The sequence below is a fragment of the Pseudomonas sp. ML2-2023-3 genome, assembly GCF_037055275.1.
In the GTDB taxonomy this organism is placed as follows: Bacteria; Pseudomonadota; Gammaproteobacteria; order Pseudomonadales; family Pseudomonadaceae; genus Aquipseudomonas.
In genome coordinates, this window is record NZ_CP146343.1 from 568,909 (window position 1) to 590,000 (window position 21,092).

Consider the following 21,092-nt stretch of genomic DNA (forward strand, 5'->3'; position numbering starts at 1 on the left):
GCGTGGGAGTCAACGATGCCAGCATTCGATGATCGACTGGCATGGCGCTCCCGGCCACAGGAACTAACAGTTTGAAACGCAGGGGAGGCATCGCTCTCGTGCCCCCGCTGCCGAACCACCTGCCGGGTTAGATGCCCAGGCAGAGATATTTGATTTCCAGGTAGTCTTCGATGCCGTACTTGGACCCTTCACGGCCCAGGCCCGAAGCCTTGATACCGCCGAACGGGGCGACTTCGTTGGAGATCAGGCCGGTGTTCACACCCACCATGCCGTACTCCAAGGCTTCCGCCACACGGAACACGCGGCTCAAGTCGCGGGCATAGAAGTACGATGCCAGACCGAACTCGGTGTCGTTGGCCATTGCGATCACTTCAGCTTCATCTTTGAAGCGGAACAGTGGCGCCAGCGGGCCGAAGGTTTCTTCTTTCGCTACGGCTGCGTTTTTCGGCACGTTGATCAGGATGGTCGGCTCGAAGAAGCTGCCTTCCATGCTGTTGCCACCGGCCAGCAGGGTGGCGCCTTTGCTCAATGCGTCAGCAATGTGTTCTTTGACCTTGGCCACGGCCTTGTCATCGATCAGGGGACCTGTGGTGGTGCCTTCGTCCAGACCGTTGCCGATCTTGAGCTTGGCCACGGCCACTTTCAATTTTTCGGCAAAAGCGTCGTAGACCGAATCCTGAATGTACAGGCGGTTTGCGCAAACGCACGTCTGGCCGTTGTTGCGATATTTGGAAATGATCGCGCCTTCGACGGCCTTATCCAGGTCCGCGTCGTCAAACACGATGAAGGGTGCGTTGCCGCCCAGTTCCAGCGACACTTTTTTGATGTCCTTGGCGCATTCGGCCATCAGCTGACGACCGATTTCGGTCGAACCGGTGAAGGACAGCTTGCGCACGATCGGGTTGCTGGTCAGCTCGCCGCCGATGTCACCCGCACTGCCGGTCACAACGCTCAGCACGCCTTTAGGGATGCCGGCACGGTGTGCCAGCTCAACCAGCGCCAGCGCCGAAAACGGAGTTTGCGAAGCAGGCTTGATCACCATGGTGCAGCCAGCAGCCAAAGCCGGGCCCGCTTTACGGGTGATCATGGCCGCCGGGAAGTTCCACGGGGTGATTGCAGCGGTCACACCAATCGGTTGCTTGATCACGATCAGGCGCTTGTCTGGCTGATGGCCCGGGATCACGTCGCCATAGACGCGCTTGGCTTCTTCGGCGAACCATTCGATGAACGAAGCGGCGTAAACAATCTCGCCCTTGGCTTCGGCCAGAGGCTTGCCTTGTTCCAGGGTCATCAGGCGACCAAGGTCGTCCTGGTTTTCGATCAACAGCTCAAACCAGCGACGCAGCTTGTTGGCACGCTCTTTGGCGGTCAGGGCACGCCAGGCTGGCAACGCTTTGTCAGCGGCTTCAATGGCGCGACGGGTTTCAACCGCGCCCATTTTTGGCACTGTACCGATGATTTCACCGGTAGCCGGGTTGTTGACCTTGATTGTCTGGCCACCGTCCGCATCGACCCAAGCACCATCGATATAGGCTTGTTGGCGGAACAACTGTGCGTCTTTGAGCTGCATGTGGGCTTTCCTTAACAGCACCGCGCAGGCGCGGAGCGAATTATTAATAGTAGAAAGGCGCCATAGAAGGCTGCCGTCAGGAAGTCATTCACTGCCAAAGTACCTAGAAAACGCACAAAGAGTTAGCCGTGCGGTTTAGCACTCAGACAAGAGCGTTTGAAATCTCAAACGAATCCTAGGGTCAAAGGGGGTAAAGGACAATAGCCTGTTCGAAAAAAAGAACAAGCGGCCATCTTTTACCGCTTTCCCCCCGGCCCACATTAATAGCCCATAACGCACCAACAAACACCTGACGAATCAGCAGCATGGACGGGGGACACGCAGATGAGTATTATGGCGCCCGCGTCGCACCAGTAGCTCAGCTGGATAGAGTACTGCCCTCCGAAGGCAGTGGTCGTGGGTTCGAATCCCGCCTGGTGCACCATCTTCTTTCCCTTGTCCAAGGGAACAGCGTCAAAACCAAGATTCCCCAACGCATTTTTGCCTCTCGCCGAGAATCCGGTGAGTCGTCGTGTGCCTGTGTTTCGGGGTTTTTTTCAGCTAAACGTCAGCCAGGTTAAATTTTTATGGGCAACTGACGAAAGGCTGGTTACTATACGCGGCGTTTCGCGGAGAGCTGGCCGAGTGGCCGAAGGCGCTCCCCTGCTAAGGGAGTACACCTCAAAAGGGTGTCGGGGGTTCGAATCCCCCGTTCTCCGCCATATTTACGCCGTCTATAGATGCGTTCCCTTATTCAAGGGAACCGTGTTTACCCCCCTCAAAAAATGAACACGACGTGCAGTTGCGCGTGGTTTTTTCGCGCCGGCATAAATCCAGTGGGAGCGGGCTTGCTCGCGATTGAAACGCTGCGGTCTTCAGAAAAACCGCAGCGCTCCCACGAATGATTTACTGCTGGCTGGCGACACCGCCAAAGCGTGTGGTCATTGCAGTGATGAAGTCTTCAAGGCTCATTTTCTGACCATTGAGGTCCACCAGGCCTTCTGCGTAATTGAGCGAAGCCAGGATGTTGTTGCCATCCACTTTGGCCAACCCGGTTTGCACGGCCATCACACCTGCCATCTCACTGTTCATGCTGGCCATTTTGGCAATGGTTTGCGGGTCAGTTTGACCGACCAGTTGCGCCTGAACAGCTGACAGGTCAGCAATCATCGGCTTGGACAACTGCAGTTTTGCATCCAGCGCAGTCAGCATTTGCTTGGTGACTTCGATAGGCGCCGCCTCAAACGAGGTTGGCTTGGCCAGGCTCATGGCAACGTTGAGCTGGCTTTCGCCGTTTTCGGTTTTGATCGTGAACTTTTCCAGCGCCAGCTGCGGTTTGGCGGCCAGCAGTTTTTCAACCTCTACCTGCATCAACACTTGTTCGGCCGGGGTCAGCGGTGTTTGCGGCAAGGTGCCGTCAGCCTGAGGCTGGAATTTGTTCTGGTAGATCTGCAACAGCGCCTGCATGGCCGGGATGTCGAGGCTGCTGGCAGTGAGGACCATTTGCGCGCTGCCCACTGGCTTGCCGTCCAGGGTGATGTCACCCACTTTGTAAGACAGGCGCCCGGACATCAGGTTGCCAGTAGCGGAAGAAGAATCCGCGTACTCGAAGTTTTTGAGCTTGATGACCGATTGTGCGGCGCCATACGTCAGTTGGCCTTCGCTCAGTACCATCACGTTCTGGCCGAGATAGAAGCCAAATGGCGTTTTTTTCAGGTCGCTGGCGAGGGTCAGACCATTGAGTTCGACCAGTACGGGCGGGTTGTCGACCGTGACCGCGTGGAGCTTGAGGTGGTCCATGTAGCCTTTGGCTTTCAGGTTCTGGCCATCGGCATCGGTTTGAGCCTCCATGGTCAGGCCCGAGAAGCTGAAGCTGGAGTTGTCGTCCAGCTTGGTCTCAAGCGCCACCAGTTCCATATGACCATCAACCGAGCGGTTGTAACCCATGGTGACCTGGCCTTTGAGCGGCGTCTGATCCTTGGTTGCAGCGAACCACTTTTCGGTGAAAGGGGATTTTTCCAACGCGTAATTGTTGACTGCCATCACTGGCATCCACTTGAACGTCTTGATGCGCGACCACGGCAGCGGGCCATGCTCGATGTTATCGACAAACAGCAACTCTACAGGTGGTGCGTCCGGGCCCGCTTTGTCGTCCTGGAGTTTCAGGCGATAGTGCGCGGTGCTGCTGTAGAGGTTGCGCTCAATAGACACCAGTTCGAGAGTGCCGTGGGTGGTGGAGCCTTGAAGTTGGGTTGCCAGCTCCTGGTTGGATTGCTCAATCGCGGCCTGCAACACACCTTCGATTTTGCTGCCGGTGTACCACGCCCCGGCGGTATTCAGTGCTCCAACAACAATCACAATCCCTGCCAGCACGCCTAATGGTTTGTTCATCAATTGACCCGTTCAATGTCCGTTGTGTTGAAAGTAAAAGCGGTCTTTGCAAAGCCCTTCATGGGCCCAAAGTGCTAGCAGGTTAACACTGGCGACAGAGCAGGCGCTGCTCTTGAGTAACGCCAGGCCTCATGCGGGTTGAGCGTAACGCTGGTCGATCTCGTCAAGTTGATGATCAAAGCTCTTGAGGCTGGCACTCCAGGTGTACACCAGCACTTCCAGGTCGTGGTCGATGCAGGTTTCTCCTACGGAATTGAAAGATACATCCGAATAATCTAGCTGATAGCGCTCACGGGCCATCGCCGCTGCGACATCCGAGAGCTCACGCGCAGTGTCGAGCCATTGGCGATCTTCGGATGGCAGGGCTTTATCGAGTTGCAGGCATTGGGCTTTAAGGGCATCCAGGCTCTTTTCCAGCGGGGTGCCGGTCAGCTCGCCCATGAACTCCTGGAAGGTTCGGCCCGGCTGCCAGTAGCTCCCCCAGAAATAGCGATCGAATACCGTTTCGACCCGGCGCAATGCAACCTTGGTGTCCCAGATAAGGACACGGGTCTGGCCTTGGGTGATCTGGCGCTTTTTGATTTGCCGGGTTTGCACCAGGGCGCAGGCCACTACCACTATGGCCAGTACGGCAATCAGGGCGCTGGCACTGTCGAGAAAGATCATTGCCTTGTCGATCTGGTGCGCCAGCATGATGCCGTAGAAGTAAGTCGCCGAAAGCAGCACTACCGCCGCTACAGCACACCAGAAACCGGGAGCATAAGGGTTTTTCATTATTAGTATCCCCATCAGGCATGGTCTGCACGATGAGGAGGGCTACAGACCCGCAAACGCCCTGAACCATCGTTCTGATACCGATAATTCAGAGCATAGCAACGCTGTCAGGGTTTAGCGTTTGCAGGGGCGTGCGTTCGTCCACTTTCCCAGCCGCCACCCAGGGCCAGAAACAGATCGATCTGGCTCATGGCTACCTGGGTATTGGCAGCCGACAATTGCGCGCGCATGTCGGTGTAGGTACGGGTTGCTTGCAAGTCGGCCAAAAATGACTCGCGCCCGGCCTGGAAGAACTGATGGGTCTGATCGGCCGCGGTTTTTGCCGACTGCTCTGCATCTGCCAATGCATCGCGGCGCTGCAACAGCGCGGTGTATTGCACCAGACTGGTCTGGGTTTCACGGATGGCGTTGAGCACTACGCCGTCGAACCTGGCCAATGCCCCCTGGGTAACAGCCTCTGCTTCACGAATTCGGGCTCGCGAGCCATTGGTCGGAATCGTCCAGCTCAGCATCGGGCCAAAGCCCCAGCGGTTGGTGGGCGCCGTACCCAGATTGTCGATGATGCCCACCGTGCCAATGCTGGCACCGATGCTGATGTCCGGGTACAGGGAGCCCGTGGCGACACCTATCTCAGCGGTCGCTGCGGCCAGATGGCGTTCGGCCTGACGCACGTCAGGGCGGCGCTTGAGCAGCGCTGCACCGTCACCTACAGGCAGCAGTTGCGCGATGTGCGGCAGCTCGGCACAAGTGGCAACGCCAGATGGCAGTTGGTCCAGCGGCTTGGCCAGCAACATGGACAGGCGGAACAAACCGGACTGGCGCAACGCCTCGTAACGAGGCAATTCTGCCCGCAACGATTTGAACTGGGTTTCGGAGCGGGTGACTTGAGTTTCGTCACCGCGGCCCGCATCACGCAGACGTTGGGTCAGGCTGGTGCTTTGCGCTTGCAGCCTGAGGGATTCATCAGCGATGTGGTGTTCTTCATTGGCTGCGCACACTTGGGTGTACGCCCGCACCACATCCGCTACCAGGGTGATGCGCGCGGTGTCGGCGGCAGCCTGAGTTGCGTCGGCATTGGCCTGCGCCGCTTCGATACCGCGCTGCAAGGTGCCCCACAAATCGAACTGATACGAGGTGCTGATGCCCAGGTCGCCGACGTTGGCCACCGGCACCTTATCCGCCAGCAGGAAGGCTTCCCCGGACTCTTGCAGACGCTGAGCGCCCGCCTTCACCGAGCCACTCCAGCCTCCGGCCGACTGCGCCTGCTCAACCTGAGCCCGCGCCCGCGACAGGTTCGCCGCCGCGACCCGCAAGTCGGTGTTGGAGGCCAGCGCCTGACGTACCAGCTCGTTGAGTTTCGGGTCTTGGTAGAGCTTCCACCAATCATCGGGGACCGGCGCGGACATCACATTGGCACCCTCGCCCGCCAGTTCACCCTGCAAGTCCGGGCGTTGCATGGCCGCGTCTTTGGGCAAGTGGTAATCAGGGCCAAGCAACTGGCAACCGGACAGCAGCAAACCCAGCCCTACGGCTGCCAGGTGAACGGCTTTCATCGCGCACTCTCCGGGGCAGGCCTGTCTTTGGACGAGTCTTCGATAATGGACACTGTCGCAGTGCGACCGGCGATCATGCGAAAGTCCTCCGGCACATCATCAAACACAATGCGCACCGGAATCCGCTGCGCCAGCCGTACCCAGCTGAACGCCGGGTTGACGTTGGGCAGCAGGTTCTGGCCGCTGGTACGGTCACGGTCTTCGATACCCGCCACGATGCTTTCGACATGACCACGCAAACGGGCATTGTCGCCAATCACGCGGATATCAACGCTCTGACCGACATGGATGCCATCGAGCTTTGTCTCCTCGAAATAACCGTCGATATGGAACGAGGTGCTGTCGACAATCGACAACACAGGCCGCCCCGCCGTGACGAACTCATTGACCCGGGGTGCCCGGTCATTGACGTAGCCATCAACCGGGCTGCGCACGACGGTACGGTCTAGGTTCAGCTGAGCACTGTCCACGGCCACCTGGGCCTCGGTGAGCGCGGCCTGAGCGCGCATTTCACGGGACTGGCTTTCTTCGAGCAGCTCACGGGCGACCAGATTACCCAGCCCCTTGTTACGACGGCTTTCACGCTGGGCTTGCGCCAGGGTTTCCTTGCGATCGGCAACCGTGGCCTGGGCTTGGCGCAACGCCAGTTTGAAGCGTTCCTGATCGATGACAAACAGCACCTGGTCACGGGTGACGAGCTGGTTGTCACGCACATCGACCTGCTTGATCAAGCCCGAGACATCGGGGGCTATTTGCACAATGTCGGCTCGGATGTGGGCGTCGCGGGTCCAGGGAGCAAACATGTAATACATGGTCATGCGCCAGACCACGACGCAGGCAAACGTCACCACCAATAAGGTGAGAACGACACGGCCCAAGGTCAGTAAAGGTTTTTTCATGTCATCAGATATCGACTAAACGAATCCACAACGCCGAGTAACAGAGCGTAGAGACCGACGTTGAACAAAGCCCGGTGCCAGACCAGACGGTAAAAGTGCACACGCGTGAGTAACCCGTGAACCACCAAAAACAGTAAATAGGTAATGCCCATCAATACCAGGAGCGTGGGCAGGAATACCCCGCTGATATCTACATCACCGATCATAGCGGCGCTCCATCAATGCTTTGAGCCTGAGGATGTGACAGGTCGTCGTTGTCGACGATAAATTCGACGCCAGGCAGCAAAGCCAGACGCAGCCCGCTAAGGGCATGCAGCAGGTGCACCCGCGCTTCGCCTTCGCCTTGCAGGTCGTTGGCGTTGAGGGCGCGGCGAGTGCGGTCCATGGTCATTTGCAGGCCAAGGGGCATTGGCAAACGCTCACCCGCCTTGAGGCAGGCGCAAAAGTAGTCACCCACATCGCTCACCACCTGACGCAACAGCCGTTGCGGTATACCCGTGACCCTTGGCGCATAGGCCAGCAAGTCCAGAAGGTTGAGTGCGACCCGCAGATCACGCAGAGCGCTGCCCGTGTCCTGCCCGGTCAAGGCCAGACGCGGCAAGTGCTGCATCAGGCGATCAAGCATTTGCGCCCCCATGTGCCGGTGCTCGGCCAGAGTCGCGGGCTGGGTCAGGGTGACGATGTCGCGCCAGCTGAAACGCGTCAGACGCTTGGCCGCCAGCTCGGCACCGAACGGACGCGCAAGCAGGGTCCAGACGAAGGCAAACAGCAGACCGATGGGGCCTGCCAGGTTGGCGTTCATGAACACCATGAAGTCCGCATCGTAGGCGCCCTGAATGCTGATAAACGAAGCGGTGTTGACGATGGTCAGCAATGTGCCCAGGTAAAAACGCGGTTGTACGGTCAGGGTACCCACGCAGATGAACGGCACTGCGAACGCCAGTACCAGCATCGGAAAGTCGTGCAGGTTGGGCAGGATTACAAACAGGTACAGGCTGGCGAACACCACCGACAGCGAGGTCCAGAAAAAGAATCGGTAGATCTGCGGCGCCGGGTCGTCCATCGAGGCAAAAAAACTGCAGGCCACCGCGGCCAGAATCACGGCACTGGCGCCGTCGGTCCAGCCGAGCAATATCCACAGCACTGAGGCGACGACAATCGCAGTCACGGTGGAAAATGCCGAATAGAGCATCAGCCCGCGATCGAGAAACGGCGTCAGCCGCCCAAGGCGCCAATGCCGGTATACGGCACGCCAGACATCCTGACTACCGGTCGATATGGCTTTTTGCAGGCTGCGACAGTCTTGCCACAGGTCGATCCATTCGCCCAGTCGATACAGCACGTTGGAAAAAACCAATTGGCGACGATCATCCAGCGCCGCAGCACTGGGTTGTAACGCTTCGAGTTCATGGCGCAATGCTTGCCAATGCTCGATCGAAGCCCCTTCCCGGGTACTTTCAAGCCACAGCTGAGCATGGTCGAGCAAAGGAGTGACTTTATCGAGCAGTTCAGGGGCGCGACGCTCCAGCGCGTAGAGTGCGTCGTCCAGTGCATCGACCACGGGTAACAAGTGGATCATGCGCCCGCGCAACTCTTTGGTATTGCGCACGGTCTGCGGGTGCGCGCCCTCATGGGGCAGTTGGCCAATCATCATTTCAAGACTGTTGAAGGTCGTGACCATCGATGCGCGCAGGCCGCTGGCTTTGCTCGGCTCAACGTCGCGAGCCAGAAAGTGCTTGCTGTAATTGCTCGCATCGGCGAACCACTTGGCCGCCGAGTCGATAAAAACCGGGGTCAAGCGGCGAGGCCAGAACATGCTGCCGACCACCGCCGCGCAGACTATCCCGAGCATGATTTCCTCGGTACGCGAGACGGCGATGTCGAAGACGTTCAGCGGGTTGTCCACAATCGGCAAAGCGATCATGGGCATGGTGTAACCGGCAAGCATGAATATGTAGCTGTTGGCAGTGCGCAGGTGCAGCGACAGAAACAGCAAAATGCCGGTCCAGAGCGCGATCACCAACACCAGCAGAAATGGCGTTTGCACAAATAGCGGGACAAAAAATACGGCAGCCGCAGCGCCGATCAGGGTGCCCAGTGCGCGGTACACCGCCTTGGAACTGGTAGGCCCGACGAAGGGGCTGGAGACGATGTAAACCGTGGCCATGGCCCAATACGGACGGGGCATTTCCATTAACAATGCGATATACAGCGCGATCATCGATGCGGCGAACGTGCGCACACCATAGAACCAGTCACGGGCAGGCGGCATGCTGCTGAAAAACCCGTTCAATTCATCGCTCCGTCAGGCAGTTGACCGGCCGCTTCAAAGGCTTTGATCACACGCAGTGCGGCTTCCTGGTCAGCCAGCGAAATGCCTGCCAGAGCCGCTCTTCTCAGTTGCACGAGTTGGGCTTCAATCGATTGCACCAGGGCGCGTCCGGTGTCGGTAAGACTCAGGGTTTTGGCGCGTCGGTCGCTGGCATCTTCACAGCGGCGTACGTAGCCGGCCTTGCACAGCTGATCGAGCAGACGCACCAGCGACGGGCTTTCCATCCCGGCAGCATGGGCCACGGTGACTTGTCTCACCCCCTCCCCCAAGCGCCCGATAATCAGCAGCGGCATGGCACAGGCTTCGGAAATGCCGTAGTTGACCAGCGTAGCCTGGCAGACGCGACGCCAATGGCGAGTCGCAACCACCATGCCGGTGCTGATGCTCATTTGCAGTGGATCGAGAGTGTCAGGCAAGAGGCGTCACATAATGTTAGTTTGCTAACTATTAATATTGCGCGGCCAGATGATCACAGTCAAGTGTTGCCATTTATTTCTGCTTACCTACGATCGGTTTTGTGCGCAGCATGAGGTTCAGTTGGTCGACGATTTCAGCCCAATCGGCATCCTCAAGATGCTCTTCACGCAAAAACGCCGCTTGGGCAGGCGTCCAGAAAAATGCGTCTTCGAGCTTCAGGTCAGGCTTGAGCGGTGAGTGGGTTGTGACAAATTTTTCGATATCTTCGGGGCTGGACGGCAGGCCCAGTTGTTTGAACAAGGACGGGAGGCTATGGGTTGGCTTTTGCATTGAGTTGACTCCATTCAGGTTCAGGGCCGCATTCGGCCCCAAGGCAAGTCAAATATAGTCGAGCCTGGGTGTCATCGACGGCCAAGTCCTGTGCTTTGTGCCAACCTGCTGGAATAGAGCCGAAATCATCCGGCAGTTCTTTGCTACTGATCAGCCAGACCCGCCCCGTACCGGCCGGCAAGTCTGCCAGTCGATCAACATAGATTTTGGCCCCATTGGCGTTCACCAGGGTGCCAAACCCGTAGTTGTTAGGACGTCCGGATGCGCCGCTGTCTGTGGGCGGCGTGTAGAGCAGGGGTTCAATCCCGGTCTTGTTGTAGTAGACGTAACTGAAGTACCAGAACAGGTCACTGACTACGATTCGGTCACCAGGCAGGAACTGTTGGTTTACGTGCTCAACCAGACGATCAAAATGGTCGGCATCGCTGCTGAAGTTACTGCGCAGGCCCACCAACTCAGTGCCAACAAACAGTGACAGAAGTGCGAAGGCCAACGCACGCTTGTGCTTGAGCAGGCGATCCACTGCGATCGCCACAAGCAGTGGCAAGCCAAGTGCGGCAAACATCACGTAACGCTCGATAAACAGCGGCGAGACAAACGACACGGCGTAAATGGCCAGGATCGGCAGCAGGGTGTAAATCACGATCAATCCAGTGAATTTATGCCGGGATGAATCGCGAACCGCCATCCATACCAAGCCGCCCAGCAGTGCAAGCGGTGCCAGCCAGAACAGCGGCCAAGGCAGGTTTTCGCCTTCGTCCTGAATCAAAAGCTGCCAGGTCATGGCGGGCAAAGAGCGGGCATCGACTGCAGGCTCCCAGCCCACATCACCGCCGCTCTTGAGGTCGTCCATGTGCTGCAGCAGATCCACCAGGCCGGGGAGCCAGGGCAGAAACAACAACACAATGGCAACATTGGCCAACCACCAGGCGGGACGCTTGATCAACCACCCGGAGCTACGGCCACTGATCAACAGATATAGCCAGTGGGCGATCACACAGAAAGCGGTGAAGTAATGCGTATAGAACGCTGCCGCCATCAACCCGGTGTAAATGACCGGATAACGGAGTTTATGCGGCGCTTTAACCCAATAGACCAGCGCAATCGTGGCGCCTATCAGCCACAGCCCCATGAGCGAGTACATCCTCACTTCCTGGCTATAACGCACTGCAGTCGGCAGCAATGCCAGCAGAAGCCCGGCCAGTAACGCGGCTCTTTGGGTTGCAATCAACCGCACGAGCCACATGCCCAGCAATACGGTTGCGATACCCGGCAAGACACTCAGGGTTCGGATGGAGACAAGACCGTCACCAAACAGCGCCATCCAGCCATGCAGCAGCATGAAATACAACGGAGGGTGAACATCGTGCGACGCATGCAACCAGATTTCGGCGAGGGGATAGTCGCTCAGCATCAGGCTGGAGCCCTCGTCGCACCAGACGGCAGAGGCTGTAAAACCATAGAGCCGCACCACTGAGGCCAAGAGCAATATGCACCACAGCCACGGCTGGCGAACTATTTGGGTGAGTGCAATGTGGGGCGACTCAGGAGTACGCAACCGCAACTCCCCCACATCGTTCTTGCTGAGTACGCCCATCCTTCACCTGCTGTGCATTAAGGCTGCGATTTGGGCAGCTTTGATTTTGGCGATTGTAGGGCACAGGCCCTGACAAAAGGGAGCGGGCTGAAGCGTCCTGGAAAAGAAAGATAGTGGCACCATGCAATCTCTTATCTCGCAGTCAGGCTAAACTAAACGTAACAAGGTTTGACAAGGATTGGGTCAGTACCTAACTTGAATTGGATCCAAACAAGCGTGCTGAACTTTCGGCGTAGGTAGTAGCAACGTGGCCGTCAAACTCAATCCTTTAAACAGCATAGTTGTATCGGGCCCCATACCCGCTCATTTGGCGCGGGTGGTGATTGAAGAAACTTTGCGCAACGCCATTCTTGATGGCCGCTTGCCATGCGGTACCGCAATCCGCCAAGAGGCGTTGGCACAGTTGTTTGGCGTTAGCCGAATGCCCGTGCGCGAGGCACTGCGTCAGCTGGAAGCTCAAGGCTTGCTGCAGGTCGTGCAATACAAAGGAGCGGTTGTTGCTCCTTTGATCGAGGACAACTCGCTGGAGACCTACGAGCTGCGCCTGTTGCTTGAAGCCCAGGCACTGCGTCTGTCAGTACCACTGCTGACTGACGAGGACTTTGAAACGGCCGACAGCTATATCGAGGCACTTGAATCCGAAACAGATTTCGGCAAGATCGGCACACTCAACCGGCAATTTCATCAAGCGCTTTACTGCAGGGCGCCGAATCGAAAACTGCTGGCGTTGATTGAGGCAGGGCTTATCGAGGAAGAACGCTTTCTGCGCTTTAACCTTGAGCAGATGGACCTTGGCAAGTTGTGCCAGGACGATCACAGGGCACTGTTGCGTCATGCCCGAGCCAGAGATGTTGAGTCATGCATTGCAGAGTTGGAGTTACATCTGCAACGCGGTGTTACGGCTATTACCCACTATCTGAACACTCAGAATGCAAAACAGCCCTGACGCTTGAAACGCCAGGGCTGTGGATAAGTCTTGAGCGACTAGCGATCCTCAGATCTTGAAGCTGTCGACCAATTGCTTGAGACGACTGGCTTGCTGCGACAGGGCATCGCAGTCCTTGAGGGTTTCGTTGAGGTTCACCACACCTTGCTGGTTAAGCAGGTTGATCTGGTTGATATCCACATTGAGGGTTTCGACCACGGCGGTCTGTTCCTCGGTTGCGGCGGCAACCGACTGGTTCATTCCGTCGATTTCTTCGATACGTTGAGTCACGCTGATCAATCGAGCCCCCGCCTGATTCGCGACCTCGACGCTTTCTTCGCTGGAAATCTGGCTCGCATTCATGGTGCTGACCGCTTCGCGGGAACCCACTTGCAGCGAGGTGATCATTTTATGTATCTCCTCCGCCGACTCCTGAGTGCGGTGAGCGAGGTTGCGTACCTCATCGGCCACCACGGCAAAGCCTCGACCCGCCTCCCCCGCACGCGCGGCCTCAATGGCTGCGTTGAGGGCCAGCAGGTTGGTTTGCTGAGAGATGCCTTTGATCACATCCAGAATGTGGCCGATATTGTCGGTGCTGGCATTCAGGGTTTCGATTTGCGCACACGACAGACTGATCTTCTGCGAAAGCTCGGTCATGGCCTGGATGGTCTGCTCGACAACCTTGCGACCATCATCTGCCTGCTCACTGGCTCCGCTGGCATGCTGTGACGCGTCGGCAGCATTGCGGGCGATTTCCTGGGTGGCAGCACCCAACTCGTTGATGGCGGCGGCCACGCTGTTGGTTCGCGCACTCTGCTCGTCCGAGCCGACAATGGATGCGTTGGACGATGCCATGACGCGGTGAGACAAATCATGCACATGGCGGGTAGCAGAGGACACTTCGCTGATTGACGCGTGAATACGCTCAACGAACTGGTTGAACGAGCTGGCCAACTCCCCAAATTCATCCTTGTTCTCAATGACCAAGCGCCGTGTCAGGTCGCCTTCGCCTTGCGCGATGTCTTGCATCGCACGCCCCATCGTAGTGAGCGGACGCATTAATACCTGGATCAACAAGCTCAGCAGCAGTGCAATCGCGGCCACGGCAATAAACATCGCAATCACTGCCGATGTGCGGAATTTAGACAGCGGCGCGTAAGCCTTTTCTTTGTCGATGGATTGACCGATAAACCAATCTGCGGACGGCAAGCCTGTCACCGGGGTAAAGGAAATAATCCGCTCCTGGCCGTCGAGCCTGACTTCCTGAACACCTTTTTCAATGCGTAGAGCACTGGACGGGTAGATATCCTTCAGGTTTTTCATCACCTGATTTTTATCCGGACTGACGATGATCTGGCCATCGCTGCTCACCAAAAACGCATAACCCAGACCACCTGAATCAACTGAGTTAATGATTTTGACCAGGCTATCGAGGCTCAGATCACCGCCTGCCACGCCGAGCAGCTCACCGCCTTTTTTAACCGGCATGGCAATGGTCACAATCAGGCCCCCGACAGCTGCCATGTAGGGCGGTGTCAGCATGGTCTGACCAGCGCTTACCGCTTGCTTGTACCAAGGGCGCTCACGGGGGTCATAACCTTCGGGCATTGTGGCATCGGGGCGCTGGGTAAAAACTCCGTTGGCTTGCCCGACGTAGGTGAACTGGAAGTTGGAGGTAAACGCTGGCTGATCGACCAGGCCGGGCAGATCAGCCTGGCTGCCTTGATGCGCAATGCTTTGTGCGAGGCTCTCCAGCACCAGGATGCGGCCACTGAGCCAATTCTGAACACTGCTGGCTGTCAGGTTGCCAGCTTGCTGCACCGAGGACTCGATGTTTTGCTTGATGGTGTCGCGCTGCAGGTAGTCGTTATACAAAGTGAATAATGCAAACGCCAGAACCACGACCCCTGAAGCGGCCAGAAGGATTTTATGGCTGAACTTTAGATTCATAGCATGGGACTTCTTATGCCAAAAGGTTGGATGCGTACGTGGGCACCGTTGTGTGTAACAGCGCAGACAACCTCTTGGCAGGTCTGCTCGTACGCATTGCTCAACAGGCTGTCGGCACCAATTGCGGAATACTTAGCCACTTTTGGTAGCTATGTGTTTAATCCGACGAAAGCGCAGCCGTGGCTTTAAAAAGGGATATGGGAAGGGCTAGAGAACAGAAGGCGCTGTGTAGTGGTCAACTCATCCCGGACACGGTTTTGAGTTTTTCTTCCGTTTTCGCTGGGGCCAATCCATCGTTAAATTGATGAGGTCGGATCCAGTTGTAGTGATGCATCAGGTACTGGCTAATATCTCTCTGAGCCTGGTGGCCGGTCATGTAGCCAGTGGTTGGTATCCACTCTGTTTTCAAGCTGCGAAAAACCCGCTCCATCGGCGCATTATCCCAGCAGTTTCCTCGGCGGCTCATACTCTGACGCATGCGATAACGCCACAGCCGCTGGCGAAAGTTGCGGCTGCCATATTGGGATCCCTGGTCTGAGTGAAATAGCAGGCCTTGCGGCTTGCCACGCTGCTCGTAAGCCACATCCAACGCCTTGATCACCAAGTCTGCATCCGGCTTTTCTGATAACGCCCAGCCCACCACTCGGCGAGCGTAAAGATCCATGACAACCGCAAGGTAGTGCCATTTCCCCTGTGCCCAGATGTAGGTGATGTCGCCGCACCAGACCTGGTTGGGCGCTTCGACATCAAATTCTCGGTTCAATATATTTGGGATATCCGGCCGCTCGACTGTCGCCTTTTTATAGGCGTGTGATCCTGGCTGCTTGCTGACCAACTCCAGCTCACGCATCAGCCTGCGTACCTTAAACCGTCCAATTTGCTCACCTTCTTCTTGCATCATCAACGTGATGCTTCGACTGCCGGGAGCACTTCGGCCCTGGGTGAACAACTCGCTCACTCGGCTACGCAGCCTGAGCCGCTCAACATCTGGTGTTCGCCGCCTTAGACGATGCGCGTAGTACCCCGAACGAGCGACCTCAAACGCCTCGCACAAGCAGTCAACAGGCTCATGGACGCTTAGCTGATTGATCAGCGCGTACGCTCGAGATCTTCCGACATCAAGAGCGCGGTAGCCTTTTTTAATATTGATTTCTCGCGCTCGAGGCGAGCAATCCGAGCTTCCAACTCCTGGATTTTTTGCTGCTCTGGTGTCAGGGCCTTGCTCTGGGGCGTGACGCCGGTGCGCTCTTGCTGAAGCTGGTCGACCCAGCGGCGCAGCGCCGACTCACCAACACTCAGTGAACGACTGGCTTCGATGAAGCGTAAGCGCTCCATGAACCCCACATTCAAAGTCACCACCTGTCCCAGACGCGGCGCCTCATATTTCTCTACCTGTGGCACATAAATAGCTCGCTTACCATTTTGCTGACATAAGAATGCCAATGTTTGGCTATTTTAGTGGCACGAAAATGTCAAAGTTTGGTTATTTCAGTGGCACAAAAATGCCAAGGCCAGGTATTTCAGCTGGTACAAAAGATGGCCCCCATTTCTGTGGCGTTTAAATGCCATTCAAATGCCACGAAAATCCAGAAGTACGCCCTATCTGTGCTCATGTGAGCCATTTTTGACCTGTACCGGGGGTAGGACTATTTTTGTACCGGGGGTAGGATTTTCTGTTTTTACAGGGCTTTGGAGGCCCAAAAAACGTCCCGAATCTATTACGTGCATGGTGGATTTGGCGGTACAGCAAAGGATATCGAAAGGTCTCGATAGCATACGATCCAACCACCCACGATAGGGTCAGGCTTAACGTCGTATCTCTGGCGAACAGTTCCACGGCAGCAGTGCTTCATAGTCCGCCACCGACTGCGCATGTGGTAACTGCTCCAGTACGTGGCGTAGCCACGTATAGGGCTCCTGGCCGTTGACCTTGGCGGTCTCCACCAGACTGTATATCTGAGCACTGGCGGTAGCGCCTTTGGGCGTGTCGCTGAACAGCCACGCCTTACGACCGATAACGAACGGTTTTATCGCCCTTTCGGCCGCATTGTTGTCGATAGGTAAAAAACCGGCTTCCACGTAGCGTTCCAGCCGGCTCCAGTTGCTGGCCAGGTAGTTAACTGCCTTGCCCAGAACACTTTGAGGGGTGACCTGAGGCTGCGTTTTTTCCAGCCAGCCTTTCAACTGGGCCAGGATCGGCAGGCTCTTTTCCTGACGGACAATAAAACGCTGCTCATCACTGGCATCCTTGAGTTCACGCTCGATGCCGTACAACTTGTTAATCATCGTCAGTGCAATATCGGCGCGACCTGTCTTGCCTTTGGGTTGCACTTTTTGCGCGTCAACGAACTTGCGCCGCGCATGGGCCATACACGCCAGCCGCTCCACACCCGACTGCAACGCCAACGCGTTATATCCCGCGTAATCGTCGGTCATCACGTAACCACGATAACTTTCCAGCAGACGCAACGGCACGTCCTGCGCACGGCTGGAGGTGTAGTCGAACAGCACGACTTTTCGGTCTGGCGGCCCGCTGGCCTGCACCCACATCCAGGATTGGCTGGTAGGGTCTCGATCCGGTTCTTTCAGTACCTGAACACGGGTTTCATCGCAGTGGATGACCGTGCTTTCCAGCAACCGGTCGCGCATCAAATTCAGCAACGGTTGTAAGTGCTCGCCGCACTGGATAACCCAGCGAGCGAGAGTCTGACGCGGGATATCGATACCATGCCGGCTCAGAACCGTTTCGAAACGATGCAGCGGTAAGCCATCGACGTACTTCGTGGTCAGCAGCATGGCCAGAACGCTTGGGCTGGCCATGCTCTTTTCGATCAGTTGAGCCGGCTTGTCGGCGGTGACCGGTGCCGTTTCGCAGCCACGGCAACCGTAAACCTTGCGGATATGTTTGATGACACGGATCTGCATCGGCACGATATCCAGCTGTTCGCTGATTTCTTCGCTGATCACGTGCTTGCGGCAACCGCAGGCACAGGTCAGTTCGTGCTCGGGCAGTTCGTGGATGACTTCGATGCGCGGTAGATCAGCTGACAGTGGCTTGCGTTTGCCACGAGGTGGGGTCGGAGCAACCACTTCTTCGTCAGCGTCGCCGATTGAAGGCATCGGCTCGCTTTCGGGCTCGTTGAATAACGCGAGTTGTGGGGTGTTGGGTTCAACGGTCTGCTCGGATTTACGCCCGAATAAACGGTCGCGCAGCAACTTGATCTGTTCTTTTAGATCGACGATATGAGTCTGGTATGCCTCAGCCGTTACCTGCTGACGGCTGAGTGCCTCAAGCAACATTTGCTTGAGCAGAATAGGGTCATCAGGGAGGTCTTCGGGCATCAAATTCATGCCCGGATTATACCTGTTAAGCGACGAATCTTGGCGTTAAAACCTTGTGAGGACGGTTGCGCCAGAGATCAAATCCATCCAATAGCCAGTTCAGTTCCTGAACGGTCAGCACGATAGCCTCGTCCACCTCATCAGGTGAGATTTTAAAACGCTCGGACTCCAGACGCTTGAGCCAAAGGCAGAAGCCGTTGCGCTCCCAGTACAACACTTTGACGCGGTTACGGTGGCGATTCAGGAAAACAAAGAGCACGGGGTCAAACACCGCGACCTTGATATCCAGTTCGACCAGCGCAGCCAGGCCATCGATGGACTTTCTAAAGTCTACCGGCTTTGGATAGAGGTACACTTTTTCAACGCTGGCATTGGGACGCATCATGGTGATTGGCTCCTGTTGGAAATAGGGAGCACAGCATCGGCCGTCAGCTATCCGCTTGGAATGTGGGGTTCATGGAGCGGATACGATGAAGCTGTAGTTTTGCTTGAGCACGAGGTCGGCAGCCTCGCGTTTGAATTCAGCGGAAAAGGTACGGCGTTGTTTGGTCATCTGACACCTCGATCTGGCGAGTATTCTCGCCTAAAAGGGTGTCCGGTTTCATTAGACCACTACACTGGGGATTTATATCGCGCAAAAAACAAAACCCCTGTCTGCGTTAGCAGACAGGGGTTTCGGAATTCAATCTTGACGATGACCTACTCTCACATGGGGAAACCCCACACTACCATCGGCGATGCATCGTTTCACTTCTGAGTTCGGGATGGGATCAGGTGGTTCCAATGCTCTATGGTCGTCAAGAAATTCTGTGTCAGATCCGTCATGAAAACGTCTCTGCGAAAACTTGGTACTTCTATAAAAACAAAATCCCCGTCTGCGCGAGCAGACAGGGATTTTGGAATTTAATCTTGACGATGACCTACTCTCACATGGGGAAACCCCACACTACCATCGGCGATGCATCGTTTCACTTCTGAGTTCGGGATGGGATCAGGTGGTTCCAATGCTCTATGGTCGTCAAGAAATTCGGTAGCCAGGTCGTTTACCTTTCGGTTTACGCTCCAGCGAATGGGTATGTAATAGTTTGGTGTTTTGTGAGTCGCAAACTTTCGGTCTGTATCGTCTTCACACACCGCAATCTGGTCTCTTCGACTCAAATTGCTTGGGTGTTATATGGTCAAGCCTCACGGGCAATTAGTATTGGTTAGCTCAACGCCTCACAGCGCTTACACACCCAACCTATCAACGTCGTAGTCTTCGACGGCCCTTTAGGGAACTCAAGGTTCCAGTGAGATCTCATCTTGAGGCAAGTTTCCCGCTTAGATGCTTTCAGCGGTTATCTTTCCCGAACATAGCTACCCGGCAATGCCACTGGCGTGACAACCGGAACACCAGAGGTTCGTCCACTCCGGTCCTCTCGTACTAGGAGCAGCCCCTCTCAAATCTCAAACGTCCACGGCAGATAGGGACCGAACTGTCTCACGACGTTCTAAACCCAGCTCGCGTACCACTTTAAATGGCGAACAGCCATACCCTTGGGACCGGCTTCAGCCCCAGGATGTGATGAGCCGACATCGAGGTGCCAAACACCGCCGTCGATATGAACTCTTGGGCGGTATCAGCCTGTTATCCCCGGAGTACCTTTTATCCGTTGAGCGATGGCCCTTCCATACAGAACCACCGGATCACTAAGACCTACTTTCGTACCTGCTCGACGTGTCTGTCTCGCAGTCAAGCGCGCTTTTGCCTTTATACTCTACGACCGATTTCCGACCGGTCTGAGCGCACCTTCGTACTCCTCCGTTACTCTTTAGGAGGAGACCGCCCCAGTCAAACTACCCACCATACACTGTCCTCGATCCGGATAACGGACCTGAGTTAGAACCTCAAAGTTGCCAGGGTGGTATTTCAAGGTTGGCTCCATGCAGACTGGCGTCCACACTTCAAAGCCTCCCACCTATCCTACACAAGCAAATTCAAAGTCCAGTGCAAAGCTATAGTAAAGGTTCACGGGGTCTTTCCGTCTAGCCGCGGATACACTGCATCTTCACAGCGATTTCAATTTCACTGAGTCTCGGGTGGAGACAGCGCCGCCATCGTTACGCCATTCGTGCAGGTCGGAACTTACCCGACAAGGAATTTCGCTACCTTAGGACCGTTATAGTTACGGCCGCCGTTTACCGGGGCTTCGATCAAGAGCTTCGCGTTAGCTAACCCCATCAATTAACCTTCCGGCACCGGGCAGGCGTCACACCCTATACGTCCACTTTCGTGTTTGCAGAGTGCTGTGTTTTTAATAAACAGTCGCAGCGGCCTGGTATCTTCGACCGGCATGGGCTTACGCAGTAAATGCTTCACCCTCACCGGCGCACCTTCTCCCGAAGTTACGGTGCCATTTTGCCTAGTTCCTTCACCCGAGTTCTCTCAAGCGCCTTGGTATTCTCTACCCAACCACCTGTGTCGGTTTGGGGTACGGTTCCTGGTTACCTGAAGCTTAGAAGCTTTTCTTGGAAGCATGGCATCAACCACTTCGTTGTCTAAAAGACAACTCGTCATCAGCTCTCGGCCTTAGAATCCCGGATTTACCTAAGATTCCAGCCTACCACCTTAAACTTGGACAACCAACGCCAAGCTGGCCTAGCCTTCTCCGTCCCTCCATCGCAATAACCAGAAGTACAGGAATATTAACCTGTTTTCCATCGACTACGCTTTTCAGCCTCGCCTTAGGGACCGACTAACCCTGCGTCGATTAACGTTGCGCAGGAAACCTTGGTCTTTCGGCGTGGGTGTTTTTCACACCCATTATCGTTACTCATGTCAGCATTCGCACTTCTGATACCTCCAGCAAGCTTCTCAACTCACCTTCACAGGCTTACAGAACGCTCCTCTACCGCATCACCTAAGTGATACCCGTAGCTTCGGTGTATGGTTTGAGCCCCGTTAAATCTTCCGCGCAGGCCGACTCGACTAGTGAGCTATTACGCTTTCTTTAAAGGGTGGCTGCTTCTAAGCCAACCTCCTAGCTGTCTAAG

At 56.0% G+C, this 21,092-nt stretch carries 14 protein-coding genes, 2 tRNA genes, 3 rRNA genes and 2 pseudogenes (1 of these 21 running past the window's edge); 3 read left to right on the plus strand and 18 right to left on the minus strand.

From position 1 onward, the window contains the following. Positions 1-127: 127 nt before the first annotated feature. Positions 128-1,570 (minus strand): NADP-dependent succinate-semialdehyde dehydrogenase, encoded by a 1,443-nt coding sequence (gene gabD / locus V6P94_RS02525; protein ID WP_133079303.1) that lies wholly within the window; start codon positions 1,568-1,570, stop codon positions 128-130. Between the two features lie 347 nt (positions 1,571-1,917). Here gabD and V6P94_RS02530 point away from each other — a divergent pair. Together V6P94_RS02530 and V6P94_RS02535 are read left to right on the plus strand one after the other, a co-directional pair. After that, a tRNA-Arg gene (locus V6P94_RS02530) sits at positions 1,918-1,994 on the plus strand. 186 nt (positions 1,995-2,180) lie between these two features. Next, positions 2,181-2,271: transfer RNA gene (locus V6P94_RS02535), tRNA-Ser, on the plus strand. A 184-nt stretch (positions 2,272-2,455) separates the two neighbouring features. Here the strand turns inward: V6P94_RS02535 and V6P94_RS02540 are convergent. The 9 genes from V6P94_RS02540 to V6P94_RS02580 all read right to left on the minus strand — a co-directional run bounded on the left by V6P94_RS02540 (position 2,456) and on the right by V6P94_RS02580 (position 11,842). Then, positions 2,456-3,940 carry a YdgA family protein gene (locus V6P94_RS02540; protein WP_219262597.1) on the minus strand — a complete coding sequence of 495 codons (1,485 nt, stop codon included), beginning with the start codon at positions 3,938-3,940 and terminating at the stop codon, positions 2,456-2,458. Positions 3,941-4,069: 129 nt separating this feature from the next. Then, complete coding sequence (locus V6P94_RS02545; protein WP_133079321.1) at positions 4,070-4,714, minus strand: NADH:ubiquinone oxidoreductase subunit N; 645 nt, start codon at positions 4,712-4,714, stop codon at positions 4,070-4,072. A gap of 107 nt (positions 4,715-4,821) precedes the next feature. Next, positions 4,822-6,267, minus strand: a complete 1,446-nt coding sequence (locus tag V6P94_RS02550) for an efflux transporter outer membrane subunit (RefSeq protein ID WP_133079322.1) — start codon at positions 6,265-6,267, stop codon at positions 4,822-4,824. Beyond that, the gene (locus V6P94_RS02555) at positions 6,264-7,166 is read right to left on the minus strand and encodes an HlyD family secretion protein (protein ID WP_133079323.1); all 903 of its coding nucleotides are present in this window, start codon (positions 7,164-7,166) and stop codon (positions 6,264-6,266) included. The genes V6P94_RS02550 and V6P94_RS02555 overlap by 4 nt, the downstream gene beginning before the upstream one ends. Beyond that, positions 7,163-7,372, minus strand: coding sequence for a DUF1656 domain-containing protein (locus V6P94_RS02560; RefSeq protein ID WP_016782973.1), 210 nt, complete (start codon positions 7,370-7,372; stop codon positions 7,163-7,165). The genes V6P94_RS02555 and V6P94_RS02560 overlap by 4 nt, the downstream gene beginning before the upstream one ends. Further along, positions 7,369-9,459 carry an FUSC family protein gene (locus V6P94_RS02565; protein ID WP_133079324.1) on the minus strand — a complete coding sequence of 697 codons (2,091 nt, stop codon included), beginning with the start codon at positions 9,457-9,459 and terminating at the stop codon, positions 7,369-7,371. The genes V6P94_RS02560 and V6P94_RS02565 overlap by 4 nt, the downstream gene beginning before the upstream one ends. Further along, a complete protein-coding gene (locus V6P94_RS02570; protein ID WP_133079331.1) occupies positions 9,456-9,887 on the minus strand; it encodes a MarR family winged helix-turn-helix transcriptional regulator in 432 nt (143 codons plus the stop codon). The genes V6P94_RS02565 and V6P94_RS02570 overlap by 4 nt, the downstream gene beginning before the upstream one ends. Before the next feature lie 100 nt (positions 9,888-9,987). Beyond that, positions 9,988-10,245, minus strand: a complete 258-nt coding sequence (locus V6P94_RS02575; RefSeq protein WP_133079325.1) for a DUF2789 domain-containing protein — start codon at positions 10,243-10,245, stop codon at positions 9,988-9,990. Then, positions 10,226-11,842, minus strand: coding sequence for a glycosyltransferase family 39 protein (locus tag V6P94_RS02580; protein WP_219262599.1), 1,617 nt, complete (start codon positions 11,840-11,842; stop codon positions 10,226-10,228). Before V6P94_RS02580 ends, V6P94_RS02575 begins: the two co-directional genes overlap by 20 nt. Before the next feature lie 247 nt (positions 11,843-12,089). On the opposite strand from V6P94_RS02580, the gene V6P94_RS02585 reads away from it, so the two are divergent. Then, positions 12,090-12,788: a GntR family transcriptional regulator gene (locus V6P94_RS02585; protein WP_133079327.1), complete on the plus strand. Its 699-nt coding sequence runs from the start codon at positions 12,090-12,092 to the stop codon at positions 12,786-12,788. A 48-nt stretch (positions 12,789-12,836) separates the two neighbouring features. Here the strand turns inward: V6P94_RS02585 and V6P94_RS25040 are convergent, their stop codons facing one another. From V6P94_RS25040 to V6P94_RS02625, 8 genes and pseudogenes are all read right to left on the minus strand, one after another. Then, positions 12,837-13,622, minus strand: coding sequence for a methyl-accepting chemotaxis protein (locus tag V6P94_RS25040; RefSeq protein ID WP_374105714.1), 786 nt, complete (start codon positions 13,620-13,622; stop codon positions 12,837-12,839). A 69-nt stretch (positions 13,623-13,691) separates the two neighbouring features. Continuing rightward, positions 13,692-14,717 (minus strand): annotated as a pseudogene (locus V6P94_RS25045) (cache domain-containing protein); the annotation flags it as partial. 235 nt (positions 14,718-14,952) lie between these two features. Continuing rightward, positions 14,953-16,031: pseudogene (locus V6P94_RS02595) on the minus strand (IS3 family transposase); the annotation flags it as partial. Positions 16,032-16,523: 492 nt separating this feature from the next. After that, positions 16,524-18,068, minus strand: coding sequence for an IS66 family transposase (gene tnpC / locus V6P94_RS02600; protein ID WP_338649004.1), 1,545 nt, complete (start codon positions 18,066-18,068; stop codon positions 16,524-16,526). Between the two features lie 16 nt (positions 18,069-18,084). After that, a complete protein-coding gene (tnpB, locus tag V6P94_RS02605) occupies positions 18,085-18,444 on the minus strand; it encodes an IS66 family insertion sequence element accessory protein TnpB (RefSeq protein ID WP_252117532.1) in 360 nt (119 codons plus the stop codon). A 301-nt stretch (positions 18,445-18,745) separates the two neighbouring features. Then, a 5S ribosomal RNA gene (gene rrf, locus V6P94_RS02615) occupies positions 18,746-18,861 on the minus strand. Between the two features lie 105 nt (positions 18,862-18,966). Further along, positions 18,967-19,082 (minus strand): 5S ribosomal RNA (rrf, locus tag V6P94_RS02620). 151 nt (positions 19,083-19,233) lie between these two features. Continuing rightward, positions 19,234-21,092: ribosomal RNA gene (locus tag V6P94_RS02625) — 23S ribosomal RNA — on the minus strand (it continues 1,033 nt past the right edge of the window).